General features: G+C 33.6%; 24 protein-coding genes. 15 read left to right on the plus strand and 9 right to left on the minus strand.

The features are described 5' to 3' along the window. Nucleotides 1-27 precede the first annotated feature (27 nt). The 5 genes from LQ50_RS11545 to LQ50_RS11565 form a co-directional block, all read right to left on the minus strand. Entirely contained in the window at nucleotides 28-1,134 is a 1,107-nt protein-coding gene (locus LQ50_RS11545) for a YheC/YheD family endospore coat-associated protein (protein ID WP_034629328.1), read from the minus strand. A 447-nt stretch (nucleotides 1,135-1,581) separates the two neighbouring features. Beyond that, nucleotides 1,582-2,601 (minus strand): coiled-coil domain-containing protein, encoded by a 1,020-nt coding sequence (locus LQ50_RS11550; RefSeq protein WP_034629330.1) that lies wholly within the window; start codon nucleotides 2,599-2,601, stop codon nucleotides 1,582-1,584. Nucleotides 2,602-2,725: 124 nt separating this feature from the next. After that, nucleotides 2,726-3,043, minus strand: coding sequence for a hypothetical protein (locus tag LQ50_RS11555; RefSeq protein WP_034629332.1), 318 nt, complete (start codon nucleotides 3,041-3,043; stop codon nucleotides 2,726-2,728). Nucleotides 3,044-3,060: 17 nt separating this feature from the next. Continuing rightward, on the minus strand, nucleotides 3,061-3,618 hold the full coding sequence (locus LQ50_RS11560; protein WP_034629334.1) for a hypothetical protein: 558 nt from the start codon (nucleotides 3,616-3,618) through the stop codon (nucleotides 3,061-3,063). Between the two features lie 68 nt (nucleotides 3,619-3,686). Further along, a complete protein-coding gene (locus LQ50_RS11565) occupies nucleotides 3,687-4,346 on the minus strand; it encodes a BMQ_0737 family morphogenetic spore coat protein (RefSeq protein ID WP_034629336.1) in 660 nt (219 codons plus the stop codon). Between the two features lie 230 nt (nucleotides 4,347-4,576). Between LQ50_RS11565 and LQ50_RS11570 the strand changes: the two genes are divergently transcribed. The 4 genes from LQ50_RS11570 to LQ50_RS11585 all read left to right on the plus strand — a co-directional run bounded on the left by LQ50_RS11570 (nucleotide 4,577) and on the right by LQ50_RS11585 (nucleotide 7,592). Beyond that, nucleotides 4,577-5,245, plus strand: a complete 669-nt coding sequence (locus LQ50_RS11570; protein ID WP_034629338.1) for a coiled-coil domain-containing protein — start codon at nucleotides 4,577-4,579, stop codon at nucleotides 5,243-5,245. Between the two features lie 5 nt (nucleotides 5,246-5,250). Further along, on the plus strand, nucleotides 5,251-5,556 hold the full coding sequence (locus LQ50_RS11575; RefSeq protein WP_034629340.1) for a hypothetical protein: 306 nt from the start codon (nucleotides 5,251-5,253) through the stop codon (nucleotides 5,554-5,556). Nucleotides 5,557-5,658: 102 nt separating this feature from the next. Beyond that, entirely contained in the window at nucleotides 5,659-6,075 is a 417-nt protein-coding gene (locus tag LQ50_RS11580; RefSeq protein WP_034629342.1) for a M67 family metallopeptidase, read from the plus strand. Between the two features lie 362 nt (nucleotides 6,076-6,437). Continuing rightward, entirely contained in the window at nucleotides 6,438-7,592 is a 1,155-nt protein-coding gene (locus LQ50_RS11585) for a YheC/YheD family endospore coat-associated protein (protein ID WP_034629345.1), read from the plus strand. A gap of 552 nt (nucleotides 7,593-8,144) precedes the next feature. Here the strand turns inward: LQ50_RS11585 and LQ50_RS11590 are convergent. Then, nucleotides 8,145-9,254: a UDP-N-acetylmuramoyl-tripeptide--D-alanyl-D-alanine ligase gene (locus LQ50_RS11590; protein WP_052144712.1), complete on the minus strand. Its 1,110-nt coding sequence runs from the start codon at nucleotides 9,252-9,254 to the stop codon at nucleotides 8,145-8,147. Between the two features lie 272 nt (nucleotides 9,255-9,526). Here LQ50_RS11590 and LQ50_RS11595 point away from each other — a divergent pair, with 272 nt between their 5' ends. The 4 genes from LQ50_RS11595 to LQ50_RS11610 all read left to right on the plus strand — a co-directional run bounded on the left by LQ50_RS11595 (nucleotide 9,527) and on the right by LQ50_RS11610 (nucleotide 13,250). Further along, the gene (locus LQ50_RS11595) at nucleotides 9,527-10,750 is read left to right on the plus strand and encodes an ATP-grasp domain-containing protein (protein WP_034629501.1); all 1,224 of its coding nucleotides are present in this window, start codon (nucleotides 9,527-9,529) and stop codon (nucleotides 10,748-10,750) included. A 21-nt stretch (nucleotides 10,751-10,771) separates the two neighbouring features. After that, a complete protein-coding gene (locus tag LQ50_RS11600) occupies nucleotides 10,772-11,794 on the plus strand; it encodes a YheC/YheD family endospore coat-associated protein (RefSeq protein ID WP_034629351.1) in 1,023 nt (340 codons plus the stop codon). A gap of 18 nt (nucleotides 11,795-11,812) precedes the next feature. After that, the gene (locus tag LQ50_RS11605; RefSeq protein ID WP_052144713.1) at nucleotides 11,813-12,238 is read left to right on the plus strand and encodes a CotY/CotZ family spore coat protein; all 426 of its coding nucleotides are present in this window, start codon (nucleotides 11,813-11,815) and stop codon (nucleotides 12,236-12,238) included. Nucleotides 12,239-13,043: 805 nt separating this feature from the next. Then, on the plus strand, nucleotides 13,044-13,250 hold the full coding sequence (locus LQ50_RS11610) for a DUF2564 family protein (protein WP_308417925.1): 207 nt from the start codon (nucleotides 13,044-13,046) through the stop codon (nucleotides 13,248-13,250). Nucleotides 13,251-13,307: 57 nt separating this feature from the next. Here LQ50_RS11610 and LQ50_RS11615 read toward each other — a convergent pair whose 3' ends face one another. Beyond that, nucleotides 13,308-13,616 carry an iron-sulfur cluster biosynthesis family protein gene (locus LQ50_RS11615; RefSeq protein ID WP_034629353.1) on the minus strand — a complete coding sequence of 103 codons (309 nt, stop codon included), beginning with the start codon at nucleotides 13,614-13,616 and terminating at the stop codon, nucleotides 13,308-13,310. A gap of 143 nt (nucleotides 13,617-13,759) precedes the next feature. Between LQ50_RS11615 and LQ50_RS11620 the strand changes: the two genes are divergently transcribed. The 3 genes from LQ50_RS11620 (at nucleotide 13,760) to LQ50_RS11630 (ending at nucleotide 17,329) form a co-directional block, all read left to right on the plus strand. Further along, on the plus strand, nucleotides 13,760-15,277 hold the full coding sequence (locus tag LQ50_RS11620) for a carboxypeptidase M32 (RefSeq protein WP_034629356.1): 1,518 nt from the start codon (nucleotides 13,760-13,762) through the stop codon (nucleotides 15,275-15,277). A gap of 70 nt (nucleotides 15,278-15,347) precedes the next feature. Next, on the plus strand, nucleotides 15,348-15,647 hold the full coding sequence (locus tag LQ50_RS11625; protein ID WP_034629358.1) for a hypothetical protein: 300 nt from the start codon (nucleotides 15,348-15,350) through the stop codon (nucleotides 15,645-15,647). 488 nt (nucleotides 15,648-16,135) lie between these two features. After that, complete coding sequence (locus LQ50_RS11630) at nucleotides 16,136-17,329, plus strand: tRNA wybutosine-synthesizing protein 4 beta-propeller domain-containing protein (RefSeq protein ID WP_034629361.1); 1,194 nt, start codon at nucleotides 16,136-16,138, stop codon at nucleotides 17,327-17,329. Between the two features lie 175 nt (nucleotides 17,330-17,504). On the opposite strand, the gene LQ50_RS11635 is transcribed toward LQ50_RS11630, so the two are convergent. Both LQ50_RS11635 and LQ50_RS11640 read right to left on the minus strand, forming a co-directional pair. After that, nucleotides 17,505-18,221 carry a YwaF family protein gene (locus tag LQ50_RS11635; RefSeq protein WP_237563697.1) on the minus strand — a complete coding sequence of 239 codons (717 nt, stop codon included), beginning with the start codon at nucleotides 18,219-18,221 and terminating at the stop codon, nucleotides 17,505-17,507. Between the two features lie 41 nt (nucleotides 18,222-18,262). Beyond that, the gene (locus tag LQ50_RS11640) at nucleotides 18,263-18,913 is read right to left on the minus strand and encodes a 3'-5' exonuclease (protein WP_052144714.1); all 651 of its coding nucleotides are present in this window, start codon (nucleotides 18,911-18,913) and stop codon (nucleotides 18,263-18,265) included. 236 nt (nucleotides 18,914-19,149) lie between these two features. Between LQ50_RS11640 and pseG the strand changes: the two genes are divergently transcribed. The 4 genes from pseG to LQ50_RS11660 all read left to right on the plus strand — a co-directional run bounded on the left by pseG (nucleotide 19,150) and on the right by LQ50_RS11660 (nucleotide 23,679). Continuing rightward, nucleotides 19,150-20,253 carry a UDP-2,4-diacetamido-2,4,6-trideoxy-beta-L-altropyranose hydrolase gene (gene pseG / locus LQ50_RS11645; protein WP_034629364.1) on the plus strand — a complete coding sequence of 368 codons (1,104 nt, stop codon included), beginning with the start codon at nucleotides 19,150-19,152 and terminating at the stop codon, nucleotides 20,251-20,253. Continuing rightward, the gene (gene pseH / locus LQ50_RS11650; RefSeq protein WP_034629367.1) at nucleotides 20,250-20,810 is read left to right on the plus strand and encodes a UDP-4-amino-4,6-dideoxy-N-acetyl-beta-L-altrosamine N-acetyltransferase; all 561 of its coding nucleotides are present in this window, start codon (nucleotides 20,250-20,252) and stop codon (nucleotides 20,808-20,810) included. The genes pseG and pseH overlap by 4 nt, the downstream gene beginning before the upstream one ends. Next, entirely contained in the window at nucleotides 20,803-21,855 is a 1,053-nt protein-coding gene (pseI, locus tag LQ50_RS11655; RefSeq protein WP_034629369.1) for a pseudaminic acid synthase, read from the plus strand. The genes pseH and pseI overlap by 8 nt, the downstream gene beginning before the upstream one ends. A gap of 243 nt (nucleotides 21,856-22,098) precedes the next feature. After that, a complete protein-coding gene (locus tag LQ50_RS11660; RefSeq protein ID WP_052144715.1) occupies nucleotides 22,099-23,679 on the plus strand; it encodes a surface carbohydrate biosynthesis protein in 1,581 nt (526 codons plus the stop codon). Nucleotides 23,680-23,723: the final 44 nt, after the last annotated feature.

The raw sequence follows: 23,723 nt of genomic DNA on the forward strand, positions 1-23,723 counted from the left end.
AAAATATTAGAGAGTTACTAGATATTATCAATTATTCAGATAAATGAATTTTCCATATTCCAATGGATTTAAAAAAGCCCTTTGAACTGTTTTTCTATCATAAGCTTTGCATAAAGAAACTTTTGCTGATTTAGCATTACATTCAATAAACCAAAGATCTCCATTTTCATCCATACCAAAATCTATTCCGATTTCACCAAAAGAGCCGTAATGTAGTTCGATACTTTGATAGACTTTTTTAAGAAAATCGTCTACCTGATTTCGTTTTTCAGTAATCTCACTAATGTTGAGATTAGAAAATTTACTGAAGAAATCTTCGAATGAATATGCTTCAGAGTGAATGGTAATGGGGGAATTCTTCATTCCAAATCGAACAGACACCCCTACAACCACTAAATCACCACTTTTATTCCTTTGAACTTCTGCACGGAAATCAACTAATCTATCCTTAATTGACATTAAAGATATCGCTTGTTGAATAATAAACTGTTTGCTTTTAAAGAAGGATTTTAGAAAATGATAAACCTCATCAATCGTTTTGAAGTTCTTAATCACTAATTTGTTAACGAAGTATTTGATGTAGTAACTTCCGTCTTTGTTTTTTTGTAAACGAATCACTTTCTTCCCTCGGCTACCGTTCGTTCCTTTAATGTAGATGTTGTTGTGGTTCTTTAAAAAACTTTTCAAGTCACTAAGGTCATTACATTGTTTTGTTTGGGGAAGATGAGGTTGTATTTCTGGAACTTTACTAAGAACTTCATACGTTTTCCATTTATTAAAATGTCCTTTTGGGTTTAATTTTCTTATTCCTAGCTGTGTGAATGTCTTTCGTATGGACCTTACTTTAGGCCTTTGTGATTTTAGAGAACCTCCAGATCTATCATAAAGAACATCGGGTAGAGGAAATCTTTTTTTCCTCCACTGGCCGTCTTGCTGATTGAAATACGTACCTCTTATAGTAGAATTCTTTAAATTAACATCTAGAGCTGAAAAGAAATATAAAGTAGTTCCAGCTTTTATACTTTCATTTGCAAGCATCTCTATACGAGAGTAAGATTTCAAGTTATGGTTTTGATTATTTAATTTACGAATAACCCCATTGTTAATAAATACTCCGATTATTGGCCTTCTCATAATGTTTTATTAATACCTCCTGATATTAAGTAGCTGCCTAACACAAGTAAATGTTAGATTCGTGTAATTCCTCCATGCTCTTTTGTTTATTTATATTGCGATTGGTCTGATGGAAATAGGGAATGGCATTCATAATTTATAAAAAAGAAGATAGAAGAATTACATATAGCTGAACCTAGTCAAAATATAATCTACATGTTTTTAATTCCATACATACTACGAGTGATGGTAGTAGTTTGTATACATACTTGCCCAACAAATAAAAAACTAAAAATGATTGTTGTTTATTGGATGGGTTTCTGCCATAGTGAATAAGAATTTGGAAATCGAACTAAACAAATTTTGTAGATTGTATTTGCTAACATTAACCAGAGAGGAAACATCCTACTAATCAGACCAGAAGATTTGTTAATAAAAAAATATGAAGTACAAAACTAATAGGTAGTGCTAGCTATTATTCGATAACGATTCATCTTGATGGATAGAATTTTGTATTTCGTCAATTTCATTCGTTAATTCAGTAAGCTTAATTTCTAGTTCACTAATTAGTACCATTTTTGAATCAAGTTGTTCTTCATAATTAATGGATTGCTCGAGAAGGCCTTTGAATTGATATTCTAGTTGTTTCAAAATGTCTAATTCTTTTATATCGCTATTACATTCGAAAGAATGGTCATTTGAAGGGGTTGAATTTGGATTCAAATGTGATTCGTTAAACTTCATGATCAGATCATTTACATAATCTTGTGATGTCTGAAGTTCTTCTTTTAGTTGTTCGTGAGCCTTCTTTAAAGTAGAATACCCTTCACACTCAATTTGTAGAGCTGCATTTCTTTCCTTTAATTCGTCATTAAGCTTTTTCTTTTCAGTTAGATTATTTTCTAGATTAACCTTCTGTGACTGCAAGTTATGCATTTCTTGATTGAGATTAGAAATTGTATGATCATCTCTTCTCTGCTTTTCTAAGGCCTCATCCAATAGAGAGGTAGAATGATTCAATTCAGTTTGGTACTCGTACTTTGCTGTAGTATATTCATTTCTGAGTTTTTGAAATTCTTCTTTAAGATAGTTATTCTCTTTCTCAAAGTTTGATTTTGCTTGATCAGAATCAAAAAGGTCTTTTTGCAATTGTTCATTTTTTTCGATAAGTGCTGTTTGTTTCTGATGTTCTGAATCAAGGGCATGATTTAACTTCTGAATATGAGCTTCAAGTTCAGATATTTTATGTTGAGCTGTTTCATTTTCTTTGAGTAATTGATTTACTTCTTCTTGATATTGCTGCGCTATAGTTTCTTTGTTAGTTAGTAAGTGAAGATTTTCTTCTTTTAGTTTCTTTAGTTGCGAATAGTGATAATTGTTTTCATAATCTTGAACCTTAGCTTGGTACTTAGCTAGTTCAGATTTGAAATAAATGATTTTTTGTTGAAGTTGGATCGTATCGGTCATCTTACTATTTTTGGTGTGCAAAATAGGAACCTCCCGTAAAAAATTATTTATTTTTGAATTTTTGTCGTAATGTACAATATTAATATGATGAAAGCATGTAAGGGTTACATGTCCATATGTCCCTATTGTAAAGTTAATGGGAAGTTTACGTGATTTTCTTCAAATAGCTAAGAATTTCTTCAAAATTTTCTTTGTTATTTGTGATAATTGAATCGAGATTATCACTTATTTCCTCAGGGATTAATTCACTTTCTTGTTCTTTCATTGTTGTATGCTTTTGGTTCGCATTTACATGCATTAACAAATAAACAAGCAGCATATTTAAGGTGTTGCTTTCTAAATAAACATAACTTCTATTTTTCTCTTTCTTATTTTCTTTTAACTGTTCAAGCTGCTCTTTCATAAAATGATAAGTTAATTGTTTAAATAGTAGTTCTTGTTCTTGATTTCCTTCTCGTTCCATTTGAAAACCACCTCAAGTCATTTATATATTCCATTCACATAAATTTGATTAACAGCAGGAATTCCTTCTTTAAATTCATCGCAATAAGTAAATCCCATAATACTACCTGAGTAAGATTCGGTTGATAGCCATTTTATTTGGAAGTTTGGAAAAGAGATCACATGATTTGGTTCAAGAGTTTGTTTAGCAATAGGTCTTAACCAATATTCGTTTTTATCCGTTTGTTCATTTATTCGCTCCCAAGCATCAGGGGTTTGCATTGAAAGGTTTGTTTTTTTGTTTATATATTTTCCGTAAAAGCGAAATGGGGCATCGGGTGAAAGTTTAATACAAATATACGGGTTGGTTAGTAATTTATTCCCTAAGTTATGAATATGATAAGTACCTATAATGAAGCTTTCTTGTTCCTGGTTATAAGAGATATTAAATGAATATGTAAAATAACTAACCATATTCAATTTCTGGTTTTGTTTGACTTTAGAAAGTATGGTTTTCATTTCTTTTAAATAATCGTCCGTTTCACGGTTTAATTGCTCGACTTTATGCTTGAGTTCAACATATTGTTTCTTATCCATAGTTCTCCTCCTCGTAGAAACAAAATAATGAGAGGAGTGTCTCCTCTCATTATTTCTATGCTTTTTAATTAGTCTTCATCACCGTTATTTGGGAATAAAACAGGGCATTGTGGTGGAATTGTAGGTGTAGGACATTCAGGAGTGAATGGTAAGATATCTCTATCTCTAGGTTGGCAGAAATCAGCCACTAACTCAAGTGTAACTGGGAATGTAGATTGAATGCTTTGACATAAACGTACAGTTACTCCTAAGTCGATAGTCGTTTCATCATCCTCTTCGTCTTCAGTACTAGCACAATTGAATTGGAAGACAAAACAATCTACATCCGTGTAATTAACTGTGACCAATGTACCTTCAGGTGCACACAACACTACTTGTTCACGACGTGTAAAAGGAAATGTTCCAGCTGCAACTGTTTGACCTGTTGTTGTTGTAACAAAAATTGTAACTTCAAAGCTCTTTTGAATGGTAACTAATTGAAGTGTAATTTGAGTACCATCAATAATGAAATCTTGATCTTCGCGACTCAAAATAACTGCATCACCTGGTTCTACCTCGCAAGTAACATTCTCAATTTCGTCACATGTTAACTGTTCTCCATTAACCTCTGGTAAGTCAACATCGTCAAGTGTTAAATCAAAAGTGGCCTCGTTTATGATCCAGTCATAAACCTTCTCTGTATTTATGCAAAGGAGCTCTTGGCCCCCTTTTAAATTTTTGGTTTGCATGTTGCAAACACCTCCAATTAAGATTAATTTCTTTTCACTTGTAGCATATGATGATAAATAAAGATGGTTACATGTTTAGTAGAATATTTTAAAACCCTGATAATCGCCCGATAAAGGGATGTAATTCTAGGAATTTGTCTTACGTTATAAATTGCTGTTGAATGAATAATCCACATCTGTCACGTAATGCTTGCTAAAAAACTACAATGTTTAGAGAAAGGTGATGAGAAATGGCACAATTTGAGACGAATAAAAATGAAAATATTAAAGCGTTAAAACAAAAATTAGTTATTTATAGAAAGACATTAGATGCCTTAAAAGGAGATAATGTAGTGAGTGATTATCTTTTGACAAAAGAAGAGTGTAATGAAATCAAAAAGCAGGTCTCCGTATTAGAGGAAGTCATACAAACAATGAAGGAGGAACAAGATTTACAAATAAACGAATATCATCAAAAAATTAAAATCATATCAGGTCAAGTCGAATCGGTTAACGATTCTATTCATCTATTAAAACAAGATGTGGCTTACTTAATGAATAAAGTAAACAATCCGAGTTTCGATGACCTGATTCAAAAAATGAATCAAATGATAGACATTCAAAATACTTCCATATCATTGATACAAAAAGGGAATAGTGAGGTGGAAGGACTAAAAGAAGAAATTACTCAATCGAAACTTGTTGAAAATGAGAAAAAACAAAAACAGATGGGAGGTACAAAACCAAAAACAAGCACCAGCCATCCAGTTACAGACAACTACAAAATATTCTCCAATCTTCACGTGAAATCCAATCCTATTCTGACCAAGATACAAAAACGGTGGCTAGAATGCAAGAGCATACCCAAAAGGTACCCCAGCAACAGTTACAGCAAATCACTACGAAAAGCAAGCAGGTAAAGAACTTGATAAATACGAACAAATTGACTCAAAATCAAGACTTTAATAGGATGAATATACCGAAAAGTAAAGGCGTTCAAAATTATAAAAAATCATCTATCATAGTAAATGATCAATCCAACAATAAAATGCCCCATAAGACTGTACAAAAAGTAGAAACTGAAAACCTTTCACCATCAAAAAAAGACTCTAGTCAGAGACAAAAGAAGACTTTGAGTGAGTCGCAAGAGAATAAAAATAATGAACCGTTTAAAGATACTCAAATTAATGAGGTTGATAATAAGAAAAATATAGAGCCGGAGAATGAATGACAGGTCTAATGAACAAGGAGGTGAGAAAGAAGGTACATTTTCACCTTCTTTGAAAGAAAGATTACATCAAAAGTAAATTCTTTTAAGCAAGAGGGACAGTATATGACAAAGGACAAATTAATCATACCTGAGAGTTGTTATAAAGTAATAATGGAGCACGGTAGATCTAATCTACCTTATGAATCATGTGGATTAGTATCTGGCAAGGGACGCCACGTTCAGACAGTTTGGAAACTAGTGAATGAAATTAAATCGGATAGACGTTACTTTGTTGGGGAGAAGGTTATCGAACGTACGTTAGAACAAATTGACAAAAAGAAGGAAAAAGTTATTGCCATTTATCATTCTCATCCCGCTACAGAACCTATTCCATCAAGTTATGACATTGTCAATCATCCAAATGATGAATTAGTTATGATGATTATCTCGTACAAATCTGATAAACCGCAGCTAAAGTGCTATCGGGTTCATAATAAGACGTATAACGAATGTTTATTTTTAATTGATCCCAATTCATAGGCTAACCTTTTCCTGGAATGTGCATACAATAAAATTAAAAAAGGAATGGTAGCCTTGAAGAGAATAAGAGCAATAAATCAAAGTGGTATGACTAAAGCTAGAATTAATAGTCGGAAACCAGCGGATGTGGGATCAAGCCGTAAAATAGCAAAAGTAATAAAAAAAGGAGGATGCTGCGGGAAGAAGGGCTAGTGAAGAATGAATAAAAATGGACTGGTCTAAATATAGAGCAGTCCATTTTTTGCTTTAATCTTCCATAAAGATTAGAGAAATTAGATTAAGGCTCTTACCTCTTTTTATCACGATGTGCGTAATCGTTCATAACATGTACTATAAAACTAAACAAGGAAGGGAGTTGAATTATGGATCTTTTAAAACCTAAAAAAACCCAGTTAAATATTGGTGTTTATATAAGTAATAAAGTGATAAACAATTTATATAAAAATCAAAAAGCTAAATTTTCTATTAAGGAACTTGTAAGTGCAAATAAAAGATTAAATACTAATTTATTTTTCTTTTCTCGTAAAGATGTCGATTTAAGACAAAAGATAATTAATGGAATATATTATAATTATCAATCTCAAAAATGGGAAAGGAGAAAATATTCATACCCTGACGTATTATACAGTCGTACGCGAGAGATTAATAATAATCGAAACTCAAAGTTACGTAAGAGTTTCATAAAAGAAGGGATAACTTTTTTGAATTCTCGAAGCGCTTTTGATAAATGGAATGTTCACAAAGCATTATTAAAGGACTCAAGAGCTATTCACCATTTGCCTTTAACGCGGTTGTACAACCACCCAAGGGATTTAAAGAAGATGTTTATTTTTAGTCGTTCAGTTTATATCAAACCAAGAGTGGGGAGGTTGGGGCATAGCATTATTCATGTAAAGGCTGTCCCTAGGAAGGGCTATGAATATAAATATTTCTCGAAAAAAACAAAAAAATTAGTATTCCGTAGAGTCAGAACATTTAGGAAGTTGGCAATAGACATTGCGAGAATTTTAAAAGGTAAAAAAGTATTAATGCAATCAGCAATTGATTCTATTAAAATTGATGATAAAATTGTTGATATGCGGGCTGAAATACAACGAACGAGCAATGGTGAGTTACAAGTAATGGATCTATTTTCTCGAATAGGGGCTAAAAACTCGCCAATCACGAATTTACCATCCGGTGCAAAGTTTTTCCGCTTCGATCCTTTCATTCGTTCCTACTTAAAATATTCAGAGCATGAAGCAACTTTATTAAAACAAAAGATAGAGCTATTCTTAAAAAAAATGCACGAAAGTATAGAGGGAATTTATGGACCTTTAGGCGAAACGGCTATCGATTTTGCAATAGATTCAAAACAGCATTTATGGTTTATTGAATGTAATTCTACTTCTACTAAGTTAGCCTATTCTGTTGCGAAATCCCCTAAACAGATTGTAAGTAAGGCATTTCTGAACCCTTTAGAATATTGTATTTACCTTTATGAAAATTCTAGCAACAAGATGATGAGAAGCATGTAGCCTTGTATCAATGATACAGGGCTGTTGTTGTGCAGGAAAGATAAAATACGGAATAGGATTACATAATGGATATAGAAACAATAGTCAATGGAATAGTCCAGGAGAAGGAAAAAAGCGTCTAAAAGAAGACGCTCATATTGGAGGTGGTTGCTTTATATTATATGTAATACATGCTAGAGTGCCTTAGGTGAATGGGACATACTATAAAAAAAGGCTATAACACCTACCTTCAGTTTTAACAACGGCAAAGTAGTTATATAGGATGGTGAAATACTTGACTAAAGAAAAAAATGAGGATTCGAAGGTTGAGTCCACTGAAAAAGTATCTTTTAGCAAATTCGAGGAAGCAGCAACACATAGTACAGGCTTGCTACGATAACTCACTCGTAGCAGACCTTAGACAAAGCAACGGGTCCGCTCATTGGTTAAAGATTACTGAAAAAGATGAAAATCGTACCTTTTTCAGCAATCTCTGAAAGCGTCTGTTATCAAATTTCTAAATTTTCTCCGACAGTTGTGGATTGTTGTTTAGAAAGCTTTATTTTATTTTCGTTATCGTTTCTTTCTATAGGTTCTTGCTAAAAAGTTAGCTGTATATCTCATCCCCATTCGATGCGACCCTTTTACTAAAACGACATTATTAGAAGTAATGTGTTTTTTTAACATTTTGTGTAATTGGTCGCGATTGGTGAATGTGTGAATATTTCTACGCGGGTACCCAGCAGCAATTGCTGCTTTTTTTATCCACCTTGCTTTTTTTCCGTATAAGAAGATTTTTTTAACTTTTTTTGAAGCTAAATATCTTCCAACTATACGATGCCCTCTATTCGAATATCTTCCCAATTCGAGCATGCTACCTATAACCACTTGTTTTTCCTTTCCTTCGCCTAGCTTCATTAGTACATCAATGGCTGCTTTTACTGATTGTGGATTAGCATTAAATGTATCATCTATTAAAAGTGAGTTATTCTTAAGTGGTACTACATTTAACCTTCTTCGTGGTGCTTTGTACCTTCTTAAACCTAACCTCATTTGCGACGGAGAGAAACGTAGTCTATGTGCTATAGCAATAGCGAAAAGGGCATTAATCACATTGTGCTTACCGAATGTTGGTATGAAAAAGTGTTCTATTTTATTATTTAATCGAACCTTAAAGCTCATGCCATTTCTTAAATATCGAATGTTTCTAGCTTGATAGCGTGCTTTCTTATTGACTCCCACGGTCACTAGATTCCCTTTAAATGCGTTTGTTTTAAGCAATTTAGAATTAGGGTCGTCTTGATTGATTAATAAGGTTCCTTTAGGATTCATATATTGAATCATAACAGACTTTGCACGAGCTGTTGCTTTTATACTATTTCCTAATTTACCAAAATGGGCTGTCCCAACACTCGTTATAATCCCAAAATTAGGTTTAATATAACGAAAGTGATTTTTCCCTGATGATCTACCTAGGCCCATTTCCAGTATTACCGCTTTATGAGATGGTTTAATTCTTTGGACATTTCTCTTTGTATGCTTAGGTAAATTAAGATTTCCTTTTGTTTTTATTACATTTCTCCACTTCACCTTCAAAATAGAGTAAATAAATGCTGTAGTTGTCGATTTACCAGCACTTCCTGTTACTCCGATTGCAGGAATTTTAGGAATCATTGGTGCCATACACTTCTCTCCTTTATAGGTTATATGAATTCGGTATTATATAGCATATTTTGATAAAAGTAGTCTGTGTAATGCATGTTCCCAGTCTTTTAGAAAAGGGTTATTTACCATGAGATATTAGCCTGTATATTTTTATAGGTACTAGCTCAATTGATTTCTTCTCTTCATAAATTAGTTTGACTATTAAAAATCGATGCAAAGGAGGTCATTTTGACTAAGAAATATTCCAATTTCAGATGTTACTCCAGAAAAAGAAAACAGGAGTTGGGAATGTGAAGACGATTGTTTTTATAGAAACGAATAAATCTGGTTCTAGTAGGGAGGCTATCAAAGCAGCAGAGCGTTTGGGATATCTAACTGTACTATTAACAAAAAGAAAAAGATATTTAGCGCAACGAACGGAGTTTCCTGATGTGCACCAAATGTATTATGTGAAAAATCTTGAAAGTAAGTTGTTAAAGAACAAAATCAATTTTCTACAAACACAAGGAAAAGAGGTTGTAGCTGTAGTTAGTTTCATTGATCCGTTTGTTCAAGTCGCAGTTCAACTATCATCGGAACTATCTAGAAATGAATATATTAACTTGAATGCGGTAGCAGAGATGGAAGATAAGATTTTAACAAGGCAAGCATTAGAAGGATTAGCGTTATCTCCCGTTTACACAGTTGTTGATCAAAGCGATTTAAGAATTGGTGAAATATTAGAAACACCAATTTGCTTTCCTTTGATTGTAAAAGCACCTGTTTCAACAGGTTCAAAAGATGTACTTTTTGTAGAAGGACCACTACAGTTAGAAACGGCAGTTCAATCTTTAACAATAAAAGAACGTAATCAACGTGTATTAATAGAGGAATATTTAGATGGGCCTCAGTATTTGGTAGAAGTTATGGTTCAAAAAGGAGTTGCTCATCTTGTTGCAGTTATAGAGCAGGAAATTTCCCGAAATAACCGGTTTATTGTAACTGGATACGGTGTACTAGCAATGGTGAGTAAAGAAATGAAACAAAGTTTAAAAAAAGTGGCACAGTTCATTGTAAGCACATTTGAAGTAGAGAACGGTACCTTTCACTTAGAGTTAAAACGAGTTAATAAACAATGGAAAATCATTGAAATCAATCCTAGAATTTCAGGTGGAGTAATGAACCGTTTGATTCAAGCTGCGTTTGGTATGAACCTTGTTGAAGAAACCATTAAGTTGTATACAGGGCAACAAGTATCGTTTCGAAAAAGCCAATTAAAATTTGCATACGCTCAATATTTAACCGTTCAAACAAAAGGGAGACTGAAAAAGGTAACAGGAAAGCAGCGCGCATTACGCCATGAGGGAGTGGAAGAAGTATATATAAAACCACGTAAAGGTGCTTTCATGACACCGCCTTTCTCAATGGGACATAGATATGGATATGTTTTAGCGTCTGCCTATACATTATCCGAAGCAAAAAACATTGCTCAAAATGCAGCAAAAGAAATTCAATTCCATTTGCAGCCGGTTTAACAGAAAGGAGGGTTTTGAACAATGGTAACGGTTGGGATGCTTTCACACCGTAAAGACCCAAAAATGGTTTATAAGTCCTATGCCTACGCAGCCGCAGCAAAAATGGAGGGGGTAGAATTTTACTTTTTCTCACCTGGTCGTGTCCATTTTGATACAGGGACTATTGAAGGGTGGGTTTATGAAAGTGGGCAATGGATTCAAAAAATCAACCCTTTTCCTGATGTTATTTATAACGCAAGTTCAGCTCAGACTGAAAAACAAGAAGAAATTGTTAAGCGGTTAGGTAAGATAATTCCGTTCACAAGTCATCCCATTGGTAGTAAGTGGGACGTTTTTCAAAGGTTAAAAGAAGCTAAAACATTTGCCCAGTATCTAATTCCATCGATAGAAGTTAAAAAGGCGCAAGAGGTGATTGAGTTTCTTAGACATTATAAGGACATTGTATTAAAGCCCTTTTTCGGACATCAAGGGCAAAACATTATTCATGTTATGAAAAACGATAAATCATATCTCATTGAAAGAGATAAGAATAATACAGTGATGAATGTAGAGGAATTTACAGATTTTATAAATTCTATCATAGAAAAGATGACATACCTTGCACAAGCATATATAGATTCAAAAACAAAAAGTGATTTAGCTACTCATTTTCGATTGCATGTGCAAAAGGATGGAGAAGGGAAATGGAATTTAGCTACCATCTTTCCATGTGTTGTAGAAAAGGGGATTGTGGCTAATATTAGCAATGGTGGGTACACAATGGTATTTGAGGATTTTCTAAAACAGGAATTTAATTATGAGTATTTCAATATAAAAAGATACTTGGAACATTTTTCTGTTGAATTTTCGAAACACTTTGACAGTTTGCATCAAAACAAACTTGATGAATTGGGCATAGATGTTGGGTTGGATAAAAATCAGAAAATCTGGATATTTGAAGTAAACTGGCGACCGGGTACCCCACCAACTTTTTCTCTTGAGTTGGATGTTGCCAAGCAAATGATCCGTTATGCTCGTTATTTGGCATTGAAAGGTAGTGTATGAAGAAGGGAGTCTTAAACAGTGATAACAAAAGACTGTATGAATTTAACGAACTGCATATGTAAATCAGTAATTAAAATTGATAGGTTACAAAATAAAACGGATTGTACTTGTGAAAAAACAATCGTACCAATCATCTTATATAGTAAAGATTTCACACCACTCAAAGCTTTTGGAAATGTTGGAGATGTTGAAGATGATTGTTTTGGATGCTTTGAGACAAGTATTTTTAAAATAGAATACATTTGCAAAACAACTTGTTGTGGCAAATTGTCGTTATTACGTCCAATTGATGAGCATGGTTCTATAGCCAAAACGATATGTGAAACATTTCGTTTAGAGGAGACTGATTTTTGTATAGATGTAAATTTTCATTGCTTTTGTGCCCTTCAACGATTATCAATGGCCCTAGTGAACAGACCTTTAGGTGGAATTATTCCAAAATAGCTTAATCAATTTGAAAAAAATAATTTCACTCACTGTAATTTATTGGTGTTTTCTTATTTTTAAAGCAGTTAACAAAAAGAAGGGATGACCAACGTAATGGTGGTCATCCCTTCAAACCAAACACCTTACTTTTCTCTATTCTCTGCGGCCGTATCGATTATTACGTTCCATAGACACCCCTCGTTTCATTTATGTTATAAATAACATTCTTGAAAATTCTGGAATGTGTACAATAGAATCACCTCAAACATTTGAGAATCGATTAGCTTTACTAGTAGTACCCTATGCGGTCGTAACGATTATTGTCTTTCACAGACACCCCTCATTTCATTTATGTTATAACTAACACTCTTGAAATTCCTGGATCCTGTTCAACGCAATCACCTCATTAAAGGTTGATAAAATCGTTCACATACTATTTAGTAACTCTCTGCGGCCTTAACGATTATTGTCTTTCACAGACACCTCATTTCATTTTATGTTACAAAGAACATGTTTGAAATATTTGGACTGTGTACAACGCAATCACCTCATTAGAGTTGATCAAATCGTTCATCGAATCGATGAAGTTGGTGAATGGTGTGTGAGAAGCAATAACTGCTCCTCGGTTATTATGATGTCCGGCTTAGAAAAGAATATGCTCCTTTTTAACAACTTTTTTCTTGCTCCTGGTAAAAAGCATGATTTTTTCAGATTTGGACAACCTGAAGTTGTAGATGTCAATTCGTTTGAAGGGAGAATTTGCGATGTCAGAACATCATAATAATCAAATGGGATTCAACGACATAAAACAAGTAGAGATGTCTTGTTATCTGCGGAACATATGGTCGGGCAGGCAACAAGAAGTATGGATGAGGAGCAACTTGAAGCAGCAACGAATGCACTAAATGATGCAAAAACTCAATTACAAAAAGCAATGGCCCACCAAACCGGCGTAGACGAAGCATTTTTTGAAATGTCCCAAGAATTAATTGCAAAAGCGGACCATCAATTGAAGGAAGCGAAAGAATAGACTATACGTACAAAAAGGACGCATTCTTAATAAAAGGGAGCGTCCTTTTGGTTTATATTATTTATTTTCAGGATGATCAAGTTGTTCAAACTTAGGGTTAGAAAAATGTAAATAACCTAAATCTTCATCATAATCAATCGTCATGCCATCTAGATACCAAAAGTCATCATTATTGACAAAGAATGTAATTCCCTGTTTTGTAACTTGATACGAAGTTGGCGTTGGTTGTTCTTTAATGACACCAACAGAAAATCCACCAGAGCCAACTCCACCAACTCTAACAAAGAGTCTGAGTGAATCGCCTTGTATTAATGGTATTTCTTTTATATATAAAGAAACAGCTGAATCAGTTATCGTTAGATGCAATTGTATTACCCCCTTCGTAAAAACAATATCATAGTAGGTGAGATTTATCTATAATTTGCTAAATAGTGCAGGAAAAACGATTCGTTTGGCGAAATAAAATATGGATAAATTATTATTATACAGAAAAGGTGGATCATTAAAATATGACAGAACAAATAAAAAAACTCGAATCAGAATTCAGACAATATGTAAAGAAGATGCAGGATTATGGACAAGCGCTTGCTCTTTTAGCTTGGGACTCCCGAACAGGTGCTCCGAAAAAAGGAGTAGCCCAACGTTCAGAAGTCATTGGTACTTTGTCGTCAGAAGTATTTGCTATGTCTACTTCAGAAGAAATGGATCATTTTTTAAAAGCGCTACGTGAAGAATATACATACGTTGAATTATCTGATATTACAAAAAAGACCGTTGATGAATGCTTTAAGACATATGAACGAAATGTTAAGATCCCGAAAGATGAATTTAAAGAATATGTGATGCTTCAGTCACAATCTGAGTCATTATGGGAAGAAGCAAAGAATAAGGCTGATTTTGAATTGTTCCGTCCGAATTTAGAAAAATTAGTAGAATTTAAGAAGAAATTTGTTGGCTATTGGGGGTATGAGAGCCATCCATACAACACGTTGTTAGATGATTATGAGCCAGGTGTGTTCGTTGATACAATTGATAAGGTGTTTGGCGAGTTGAGAGATCAACTCATTCCTTTAGTCAAAGGGGTAATGGAGTCCTCTCATCAACCACGAACAGATTTTATTTATAAATCGTTTCCTAAAGAAAAACAACAGGCATTAAGCCTAGATATCTTAAAAGAAATCGGCTATGATTTCGAAGCGGGGCGCCTAGATGAGACCGTTCACCCGTTTGCGATTGGAATTAACCCGAATGATGTTCGTGTTACAACAAAGTACAATGAAGAGGATTTTCGTGTTGCTTTATTTGGAACAATTCATGAAGGAGGTCATGCTCTATATGAACAAAATGTATCACAAGATCTAATCGGAACGCCACTTGCAGCTGGTACTTCTATGGGGATTCATGAATCACAATCCCTTTTCTGGGAGAAATTTGTTGGAAAGAATTTTGGTTTTTGGGAGCGGAATTATGACTTGTTAAAAAACCATTCAAATGGTCAGTTTGATCATGTTCCTTTAGAAGATTTTTATTTTGCTGTAAACCAAGCAAAACAATCTCTCATTCGGATCGAAAGTGATGAGTTAACTTATTGTTTACATATCATTTTACGTTATGAACTTGAAAAAGCTTTAATGGAAGATAAAATTACAGTTGCTGAACTTCCGCAAGTTTGGAATGACAAAATGGAGGAATATTTAGGTATCCGTCCAACTCATGATGGCGAGGGAGTTCTTCAGGATGTCCATTGGTCATTTGGAGCATTTGGCTACTTTCCATCGTATGCACTAGGGTATATTTATTCAGCTCAATTGAAAGAAGCGATGGAAAAAGATTTACCCAACTTTAATGAGTTAGTGAAAACAGGGGAGTTTGCTCCTATTCGTGAATGGTTAACCAAAAAGGTACACCAATACGGAAAAACGAAGAAACCAGCTGAAATCATTCAAGATATTACAGGTGGAGGAATTGATTCTAAGCCACTTGTTCGTTATCTTGAAGAAAAATATCGAAGACTGTACAAGTTTTAATGAATATGGTTGAACGTTCGTTATTTTGGCAATACTACTCACACAATCTTTAGTTGGAGTGAAATAGCGAATGCGTATAGTAGAATTGTATCCAAAGGAAGAATGCAGTGTAGTATCACTTGATTCGGACCTACAAACATATTTTCATGGTGAGGCGAAAGTGCTTAGTTTGACAGTTCAAGAAAAGAAATATAGTTTTATTTGCCACCAAGAAGGTGTGCAAGTAAAGAACAATGAAGTCAAGGCATTATATGGTCCGGCTATAGTTTGCAACGAATCCTTGCAAAGCCTAACAGAAGAGGAAGCATCTCTTGTTCAACGTTACATGAATGAGTATCAGTTTGATTTATCTAATATTTCGTTGCAATAAAGTTACTATATAAAAGAGAGTTCAAAAATGGAGGTAACGATCAGGGAATAGAACCCCTAGTCGTTGCCTCATTTTTTGGTGGATTTTTTTGCGGATTTTACATTTTTATTCAAGTGTTATTGTACATACTAAAATGCATTTCTATAAATGAAAATATACCAGCATCAAATAAAGCTCTTTTATTTTAGATGAAATGAATCATCTAAGCTGTCGGCCATTTTAATTAATAATTATCATTACTTGATGTTTTAATGTCTTTTAAAAATAGACACTACGGTTGGGTAGTTGTCGTTTCGCGACTTTAAGCAATGAATATGATGGTATCACCGTAAATATTAGTTAAATCGTTATATCTAAATACATTTAATTTATTTTTAGAAAGATAGGGGGTATATGAAGGGAAAAGAAAGAGTGGCTTCTTTTACGGAATAAGAGCGTACTTAAAGGTGCTCAAATTAATTAGACCTAACACTAAGGAGAGGTTTTTTATGAGAATAAATTGGGAAAAGTCTACTAGTTTACCTTTAGGTATAGAGGAAACTTTTTTTGGTATGTTAAATAATAAATTAATTTATTTGTGTGGATTTAATGGAGGAATAGCTAATTCCTTCACGGGCACCGACAAGGATACAAAAGCTGAAAAATACATTAGAGGGTTCAAAAATGAGGGTTATTACCTAGATTTGAATAATATAACCCATACGTGGAAAAGCATACCGAATTTCCCTAGCACAGAGAGGCAAGGAGGTAGAACTGTCTGTATTGACAACACCATGTATTGTTATGGTGGTTTCGCTTATACGCCAGTAAGGAATCCTGGTCCATTAACTAATTATAAGAAAAAACAAGCTTTCCGCACGTTACAAGACGGATATGCACTTAATTATACAGACAATCAATGGATATGGAGTGAATTACCAAATTTACCTACCAGTATGAGTGGGTTCGGGATGACAAAAATAAACAATTATATTTATATATGTTGCGGTGCACATAGAGAGCCACATTATAATTGTCCTAATTTAATGGTCAAAGTTAAGTCAAAAAACAATGAAAACATCGAAATTGGAAGGACATTATATAGATTAGATATTAATAACTTAGATAAGGGATGGCAAGAATATGATACCTTTCCGGGTACTCTAAGGTTTAATCCCGCCATGACAAGCATTGGTGATGATATTTATATTATCGGAGGAATATATCCAAACCAGAGTTGGATTAGCAAGAAAGACATATCAAAGCGTTATTTTAATATCAATGATAATTGGAAATATAATACAGTTACCAAAAAGTGGTCTTTAATTAAAAGTAATATTTATAATGGTCTAAGTAATTGGGGACCATGTAATGATGAAATAGTTTATAAAGACCGTTATATTATCCTTATTGGGGGATATTCGTATAGATATTTTATGGAAATGAACAAACGTGTGAAAAATTCTTTGTATAATGGTAAGTTTTCAAATAAAATATTTATCTATGATACTGTTACTGAAACATGTAATAGTGATAACACTTTATTTTGTAAAATTAATGCGCCAGATTATATTGTTCGTAATAACAAAATTTACTTGATAGGTGGAGAATCTGTAAAATACCAATTCGAAGACGAATACTTTGGAAAACATTCAGATGTTTTCGCAATTGGGGATATAGTAAATCTACCAAAGAAAAATTAAGAAGATCATGCGCGAATAGACGATTTTATAAATCAAAGTCTGGTTTACGCATGAAACGATTAAGTTCAGTATTATTAATTATCTCATTTTTATTTATTATGACTATATTCACCGATATGGGAGGAGAAGTCATTCCACTGTTTATTGAAGAGATTGAATCCTTACCACATTAGATTCAATCTCTTTTAAAACGTTTATCTTTTAGTAAGAATGGCAGATACAGAAGGAGAAACATGATGAAAGCAATAACCTCAAGGGAAAGAATATACCAAGGGTAAGGTCCTAGAGCATCAAGAATACTTGGATTCTGTGGTTTTCGAGCAAGAAACATATAGTTAGCACCGGTTGCGATATTTGTTACAAATGCAATAAATGCAAATATGTTTAATACAAAAAAAGATTTAAAAACGGACTTAAGTGTTATGATAGCCTCTTCTACCCAAACCATATATAGAATGGATAAGATAATGGCAAAATGAGCAATAAAAAAATGCAGAAATCGAAAATGTGGGAATGTATAAAATAAATCAGGTGTGATGAGTGCTTGTAACGCCCCTGCCAAACCGAAAAAATAGACCACTTCAAATATGGTACGCCACTTCGTAAAAAGCATTACTATGCACATATAGAGGCTAATTGTACATAGTTGTAGTGGTAAATTAAAGCGAATATCCCAGATCCCGACCGAAATACTCCATTTTATGATACTTATTTCTGATAAGACTAAAGTAGTAAATAATATCAAGCGACCAAACTTAGTAATAAATGGTGACTTTCGAAATGAAAAAAGCAAGAGAAGAAGGATAATGAAAATAATCAAAGTCGCGATATGAACTGGAGAAAGAAAAAGGGAATCACTCGTATAAGCTCCTCGTTCAAAAATAGATGACACATCATTCCTCCTATATTTGTCTGTTTTCTAAGTTGGTTTGTTCATCGAGCTTGGTGATCTGGTCGGTGTCTTTTATTCGTTTGATTAGTATGTTGAAATCTCGACCTCTTGTATTTTTTAAATTGGTTATGGATTTCTTTTTCAGATAATGTATTTTTTTCTAATACAATTCGGTCACTAAATTTAATGAAGAGTTCGGCCGTATTAATGGCATCATCAATTCCTCTGTGCGCTTTTCCAGTTGGGTCGATTCCAGCAATCTTTAGAGCATTTTTTAACCCTATTTGATTGTTCGAGTCAGCCGTTATTAATTTTCCGATCGGCTTTTGAATGTCATTGTAATTTTTTAACCAATGTAAGTTGAGTTTGTTTTGAGCAGCTTGGTTAATGAAGTGTGCCTTATCGTTTTTTCCCCATGAGCATAAATAATAATCTTCTCCAAGCCAATTAGCAAATTGTTGAATAGCTTCTTCAAACGGAATCGCTTTAGATACATCCTCTTCTTTCATTTTTATAAATTTCCTTGTGCTTTTTGTGATATGACCCCGCTTTGGTAAGATATATAGTTGAAATTCATCGATAATTTCTTTTTTATCTAAGTGAACTTTACAAGCTCCAATTTCAACTATTTCACTAGGCTGACCTTTTCTAAATCGCTTGATGAGTTCGAGATCAAATATTATGACTACCAACTAAAAATCATCCTTTCATTCAATTAATTATATTTTGTGCGTTAAGACTCTTTCACATACAGACGATACGATATTGCTTTCTTTTTTTAGTAAGTTAAAGCTTAGTGGTCTTAAAATAATTCACACATACGGCTTATCTTGCATATAAAAAATATAGAATATTCTTGGCAAGGATAAGTAAAATGTGAGAGAAATAATTTGGAGGGTTATATTTCTTTAATAAAGGAGATTGAATATTGAATATTTGCATTCGTGTAGATGCATCTAGTGAAATAGGAACAGGTCATGTCATGAGGTGCCTTACTCTTGCAGAGGAACTAAAAATGCATGGGGCACAAGTTTCGTTCATTTCTCGTGACCTACAAGGAAATCTCATTGATTATGTGGCAGCCAGAAGTTTTATGATTTACCCCCTGGAGCCCCCAATCTCAAATCATTTCCAGGTTGATAATACCATTAAACATGCTTCCTGGCTAGCAGTTGATACAAAAACTGATGTAATGCAGACTAAGTCTATTATTGAAAAACAGGATCATAAGGTGGATTGGCTTATTATTGATCACTATGGGATTGGTGAAGAGTGGGAACGCCAACTTCGGCCATCTGTAAATAAGATAATGGTTATTGATGACCTTGCTGATAGAGCTCATGATTGTGATGTTCTACTAGATCAGAATTATTATGGAAAAATGTATGAAAGATATAAAGGGCTTGTACCTAATACTTGTGTGAAATTATTGGGTCCTGGCTATGCATTGTTACGCCCAGAATTTAAAAGTGCAAGGAAGTATGTAAAAGAACGTGATGGGAAGATAAAAAGGATCCTGATTTTTTTCGGTGGGAGTGATCCTACGGATGAAACAACCAAAGCTATAGAAGCAATAAGAAAACTAAATAAACCTAATATTTCAATAGATGTTGTCACGGGCAAATCAAATAAAAATATAGATAAATTAAGATTGATGTGTAAGGAACTAGAGTATTGTACCTTTCACTGTCAAATTGATTATATGGCTAAATTAATGGCAGAAGCAGATCTTTCAATTGGTGCAGGAGGAAGTACTACTTGGGAGCGATGTTATTTAGGGTTGCCAACAATTGTAGTAATTACTGCAGATAACCAAGAAGCTATAGTTCGAGAATTAGAAAAAAAAGGTTGTGGATGGTGCTTAGGAAAATCACAGAATGTTACTACATTAGATATTTTGAATAAACTCAAAAAAATTCTTAATACTCCTTCAATAGTAAAAGAAGTTTCCTACTTGACACTAGCTGTAATGAAAGAGGTATCGAAAAGTCACTCCGTTGTTTCGCATTTGATATGGGGGAGGAAAATATGAAGGATCTTAATAATTATTATTTGAGAGAACTGTCTGAAAGTGACTTAGAGCTAGTCCTAAATTGGAGAAACTCAAAACCCATTCAAAAGTATATGTATACTGATCACAACATTACTATGCTAGAACATCAAGAGTGGTTTAAGAGAGTTGAAAAGAATGAAAACCATATCGTGCGTTTACTGGTTTATAATGAAGAACCTATAGGGTTAGTTACTATTAATAACTTTGATAATAAAAACAATAAATGTTATTGGGGTTTTTATATAGGAGATCGAAACGCTCCAAGAGGATCTGGAACGATTATGGGCATTTTAGCATTAGAATTGATCTTTGAGAATTTACAAGTAAGGAAACTATGTGCTGAGGTATTAGAAAATAACATCAAAAGTTTAAACTTTCATAAAAAATTAGGGTTTAAAGAAGAGGGGAGATTTGTAGATCACATAGTGAAAAATAATCAGCATTTTGATGTAATTCCTTTAGCTTTATTTAAAGCAGAGTGGATTGATGTGAAGAAAAAACTATTAATTAATTTAAGGAAGGAAAAGTATGAATAAAATTTATGTAGAAGATAAAGTAATATGTTCAAATAGTGCGCCTTTTATTATTGCTGAAATGTCGGGTAACCATAATCAATCTTTAGAACGTGCCTTAGAGATTGTTGAAGCAGCTGCTAAGGCAGGAGTTCACGCTTTGAAACTGCAAACCTATACTGCTGATACGATGACTTTAGACGTAACAAGTGACGATTTTGTGATTAGCGATGACAAAAGTTTGTGGAATAAGAAATCGTTATATAAATTGTATCAAGAAGCCTATACTCCTTGGGAATGGCATAAACCAATTTTTGATCGATGTAAAGAGCTAGGAATAATAGGTTTTAGTTCACCATTTGATGAAACAGCAGTGGATTTTTTAGAGTCATTAAAAGTTCCATGTTATAAAATTGCATCATTTGAAAATACGGACACCCCCTTAATTCGTAAAGTCGCTAAAACCAAAAAGCCATTGATTATTTCCACGGGTATGGCAACTATTGGAGAGATAGATGAGACAGTCCGAACTGTTAAAGAAGCTGGCTGCAAAGATGTAATTTTGCTTAAATGCACGAGCACATACCCCGCATCCCCTGAAAATACGAACATTAAAACAATTCCGCATATGAAAGAACTATTTCAATGTCAAGTTGGGCTATCCGATCATACATTAGGTACAGGAGTAGCCATTGCAAGTGTAGCACTTGGCGCAACTGTAATTGAAAAGCATTTCACATTGTCTAGGGCTGAGGGCGGGGTTGACTCTATGTTTTCTATGGAGCCAAAAGAAATGGAGTCTCTTGTAGTGGAAACGAAGAGAGCGTGGTTAGCGGGGGGAAAAGTTAATTATGGTCCAACTTCTGAAGAAAAAAACTCTTTAAAATTTAAAAGATCACTTTATGTTTCAAATAATATGCAGAAAGGAGAAGTATTTACAGAAAAAAATGTTAGAGTAATACGTCCTGGATATGGAATTGAACCAAAATATTATGATTATATCTTAGGTAAAAAAGTTAATACGGATGTGAAGAAAGGAACACCTTTAAGCTGGGATTTTATTGGTTAAAAGAACAAAGCGTTAAAGCGTTTCTTATAAAATATTTATGGCCGACAGCTTAGTTGACTATCAAGAATCAGTCATCTAATCTGTCGTTTTTTTATGGTGTCTGCTAAATAAATAGACATGTTTAATAGGTACTTGTCCGTTTCGGTTTTCTATACAGAGAATATGATGGTATCACCGTAAATGTTAGTTGAATTGCTATAGCAATAAACATAATTTATACGTTGGAGTGAAAGGAAGGTTTTTATGGCGAAAACAAGAAAAAGAAAGGCTGTCACGACGACTAGTGCGAAAAAAAGAAAGCTTATCGCAGCAAGAAAGGCGAAAAGAAGAAAGCTTGCCGCAGCGAGAAAAGCAAAAAGAAGAAAGCTTCTCGCAGCAAGAAAAGTGAAAAGAAGAAAGCTTGTCGCAGCGAGAAAGGCGAAAAGAAGAAAGCTTGTCGCAGCGAGAAAAGCAAAAAGAAGAAAGACTGTCGCGCCAAAGAAAACCAAAAGAACCAAAGATGTTACAGGAAAAAAAAGAAGAAGGAAGGGTAAGAAAAGAAAGAAATGGCTTCATTTACCGATTGAAGTTCCTAAGAGGGAATTAGATGGAAAGCTTCTTTTGGCTTATTATGCTGTGAAAAATAACTATAGTGTAATTATTGGAAGACAACCAACAGTCTATGCTAATGCAAAATACTTTCCAAAAGGAATTTTCTTTTCAAAAGGATATCCTAACGCAAGTGGCTATAGAAATGGTCCTTTAAGAGATATCAAAAAAATGGGCCATGCTATTGTTGAATTGGATGAAGAAGGATTGCTTTTGAATCGAGATATTAAATTTATAAGCGATCGAACAACTGAAAATAACTATAAAATTCTTAATCAAATATATTGTTGGGGAAATAGGCAAAAGAATGCTTTATCTAAAGCTTATCCTAAGTATAAAAATAGATTTACTGTTACCGGACACCCCAGATTTGATTTATTAAAGGAAGAGTTCCGAAGTGTACACGACGATGAAGTACAACAAATAAAACAGAAATATGGAGATTTTATACTAGTTAATACGAGATTTTCTATTTACAACCATGCAAACGGAAAAAAATTCCAAAATTTATCAACGGTGAAAGCAATACACAAAAAATATAGGAATCTATATCCCCATTTAAGAGATCTCTATCATCACTTCATTAACATGATTAAGGCATTAAGCAAAAGGTACCCTAATCTTAACATCGTTATCCGTCCTCATCCGAGTGAAAGCAAAGTTAGTTATCAAAAAGCGTTTAAAGATTATAATAATGTGTTTGTTGTACACGAGGGGACAATAGCAAAATGGAACTTAGCTTCTAAAGTAGTGATACACAATAGTTGCACAACAGGTCTTGAGGCATTTCTATTAGGAAAGCCAGTTATCTCATATAGACCAGTTACTTCGAAACAACATGACGAATATATCCCAAATGAAGTTAGCTATCAGGCTACTAATATAAAACAAGTTACTTCTTTTATTGATTCTTACTTGTCTACAGGAAGCACGAATAAATTCACTGATGAACAATTTATAAGAAAAGGAAATGAATTGTTAACTAACTATTATGGAGCTATGAGTGGAAACCATGCTTATAAAAATATAATCCGTATGTTCGACAAAATTAAAATAAAGGGAAAGACCTCTTTACAAACTAAGAAAATCAGTCAAAAACGAGTAAAAACAATATATGTTACTAGTGTGAAGATCCAATCCTTTTTTAATAAGTTAGATGAAATTGAAGGAGTTAAAAATAAAAGAACGATTCGTCGACTCAGACAAAATCTTTATATTATCGAACCTAAAAAATAAAATGCAGTTTCGTATGATTATTAATAAGTAAACCATCTACAGAG

The organism is Halalkalibacter okhensis, from assembly GCF_000787375.1.
Lineage (GTDB): Bacteria > Bacillota > Bacilli > Bacillales > Bacillaceae_D > Halalkalibacter > Halalkalibacter okhensis.

What these genes read in the sequence shown, in the direction of transcription:
- LQ50_RS11565 (WP_034629336.1), bottom strand. Translation starts at nt 4,346, where the DNA reads ATGCAAACCAAAAATTTAAAAGGGGGCCAAGAGCTCCTTTGCATAAAT.
- LQ50_RS11625 (WP_034629358.1), top strand. Translation starts at nt 15,348, where the DNA reads ATGCGTATAGTAGAATTGTATCCAAAGGAAGAATGCAGTGTAGTATCA.
- LQ50_RS11600 (WP_034629351.1), top strand. Translation starts at nt 10,772, where the DNA reads ATGGTAACGGTTGGGATGCTTTCACACCGTAAAGACCCAAAAATGGTT.
- LQ50_RS11630 (WP_034629361.1), top strand. Translation starts at nt 16,136, where the DNA reads ATGAGAATAAATTGGGAAAAGTCTACTAGTTTACCTTTAGGTATAGAG.
- pseI (WP_034629369.1), top strand. Translation starts at nt 20,803, where the DNA reads ATGAATAAAATTTATGTAGAAGATAAAGTAATATGTTCAAATAGTGCG.
- LQ50_RS11560 (WP_034629334.1), bottom strand. Translation starts at nt 3,618, where the DNA reads ATGGATAAGAAACAATATGTTGAACTCAAGCATAAAGTCGAGCAATTA.
- LQ50_RS11580 (WP_034629342.1), top strand. Translation starts at nt 5,659, where the DNA reads ATGACAAAGGACAAATTAATCATACCTGAGAGTTGTTATAAAGTAATA.
- pseH (WP_034629367.1), top strand. Translation starts at nt 20,250, where the DNA reads ATGAAGGATCTTAATAATTATTATTTGAGAGAACTGTCTGAAAGTGAC.
- LQ50_RS11660 (WP_052144715.1), top strand. Translation starts at nt 22,099, where the DNA reads ATGGCGAAAACAAGAAAAAGAAAGGCTGTCACGACGACTAGTGCGAAA.
- LQ50_RS11590 (WP_052144712.1), bottom strand. Translation starts at nt 9,254, where the DNA reads ATGGCACCAATGATTCCTAAAATTCCTGCAATCGGAGTAACAGGAAGT.
- LQ50_RS11585 (WP_034629345.1), top strand. Translation starts at nt 6,438, where the DNA reads ATGGATCTTTTAAAACCTAAAAAAACCCAGTTAAATATTGGTGTTTAT.
- LQ50_RS11570 (WP_034629338.1), top strand. Translation starts at nt 4,577, where the DNA reads ATGGCACAATTTGAGACGAATAAAAATGAAAATATTAAAGCGTTAAAA.
- LQ50_RS11620 (WP_034629356.1), top strand. Translation starts at nt 13,760, where the DNA reads ATGACAGAACAAATAAAAAAACTCGAATCAGAATTCAGACAATATGTA.
- LQ50_RS11545 (WP_034629328.1), bottom strand. Translation starts at nt 1,134, where the DNA reads ATGAGAAGGCCAATAATCGGAGTATTTATTAACAATGGGGTTATTCGT.
- LQ50_RS11555 (WP_034629332.1), bottom strand. Translation starts at nt 3,043, where the DNA reads ATGGAACGAGAAGGAAATCAAGAACAAGAACTACTATTTAAACAATTA.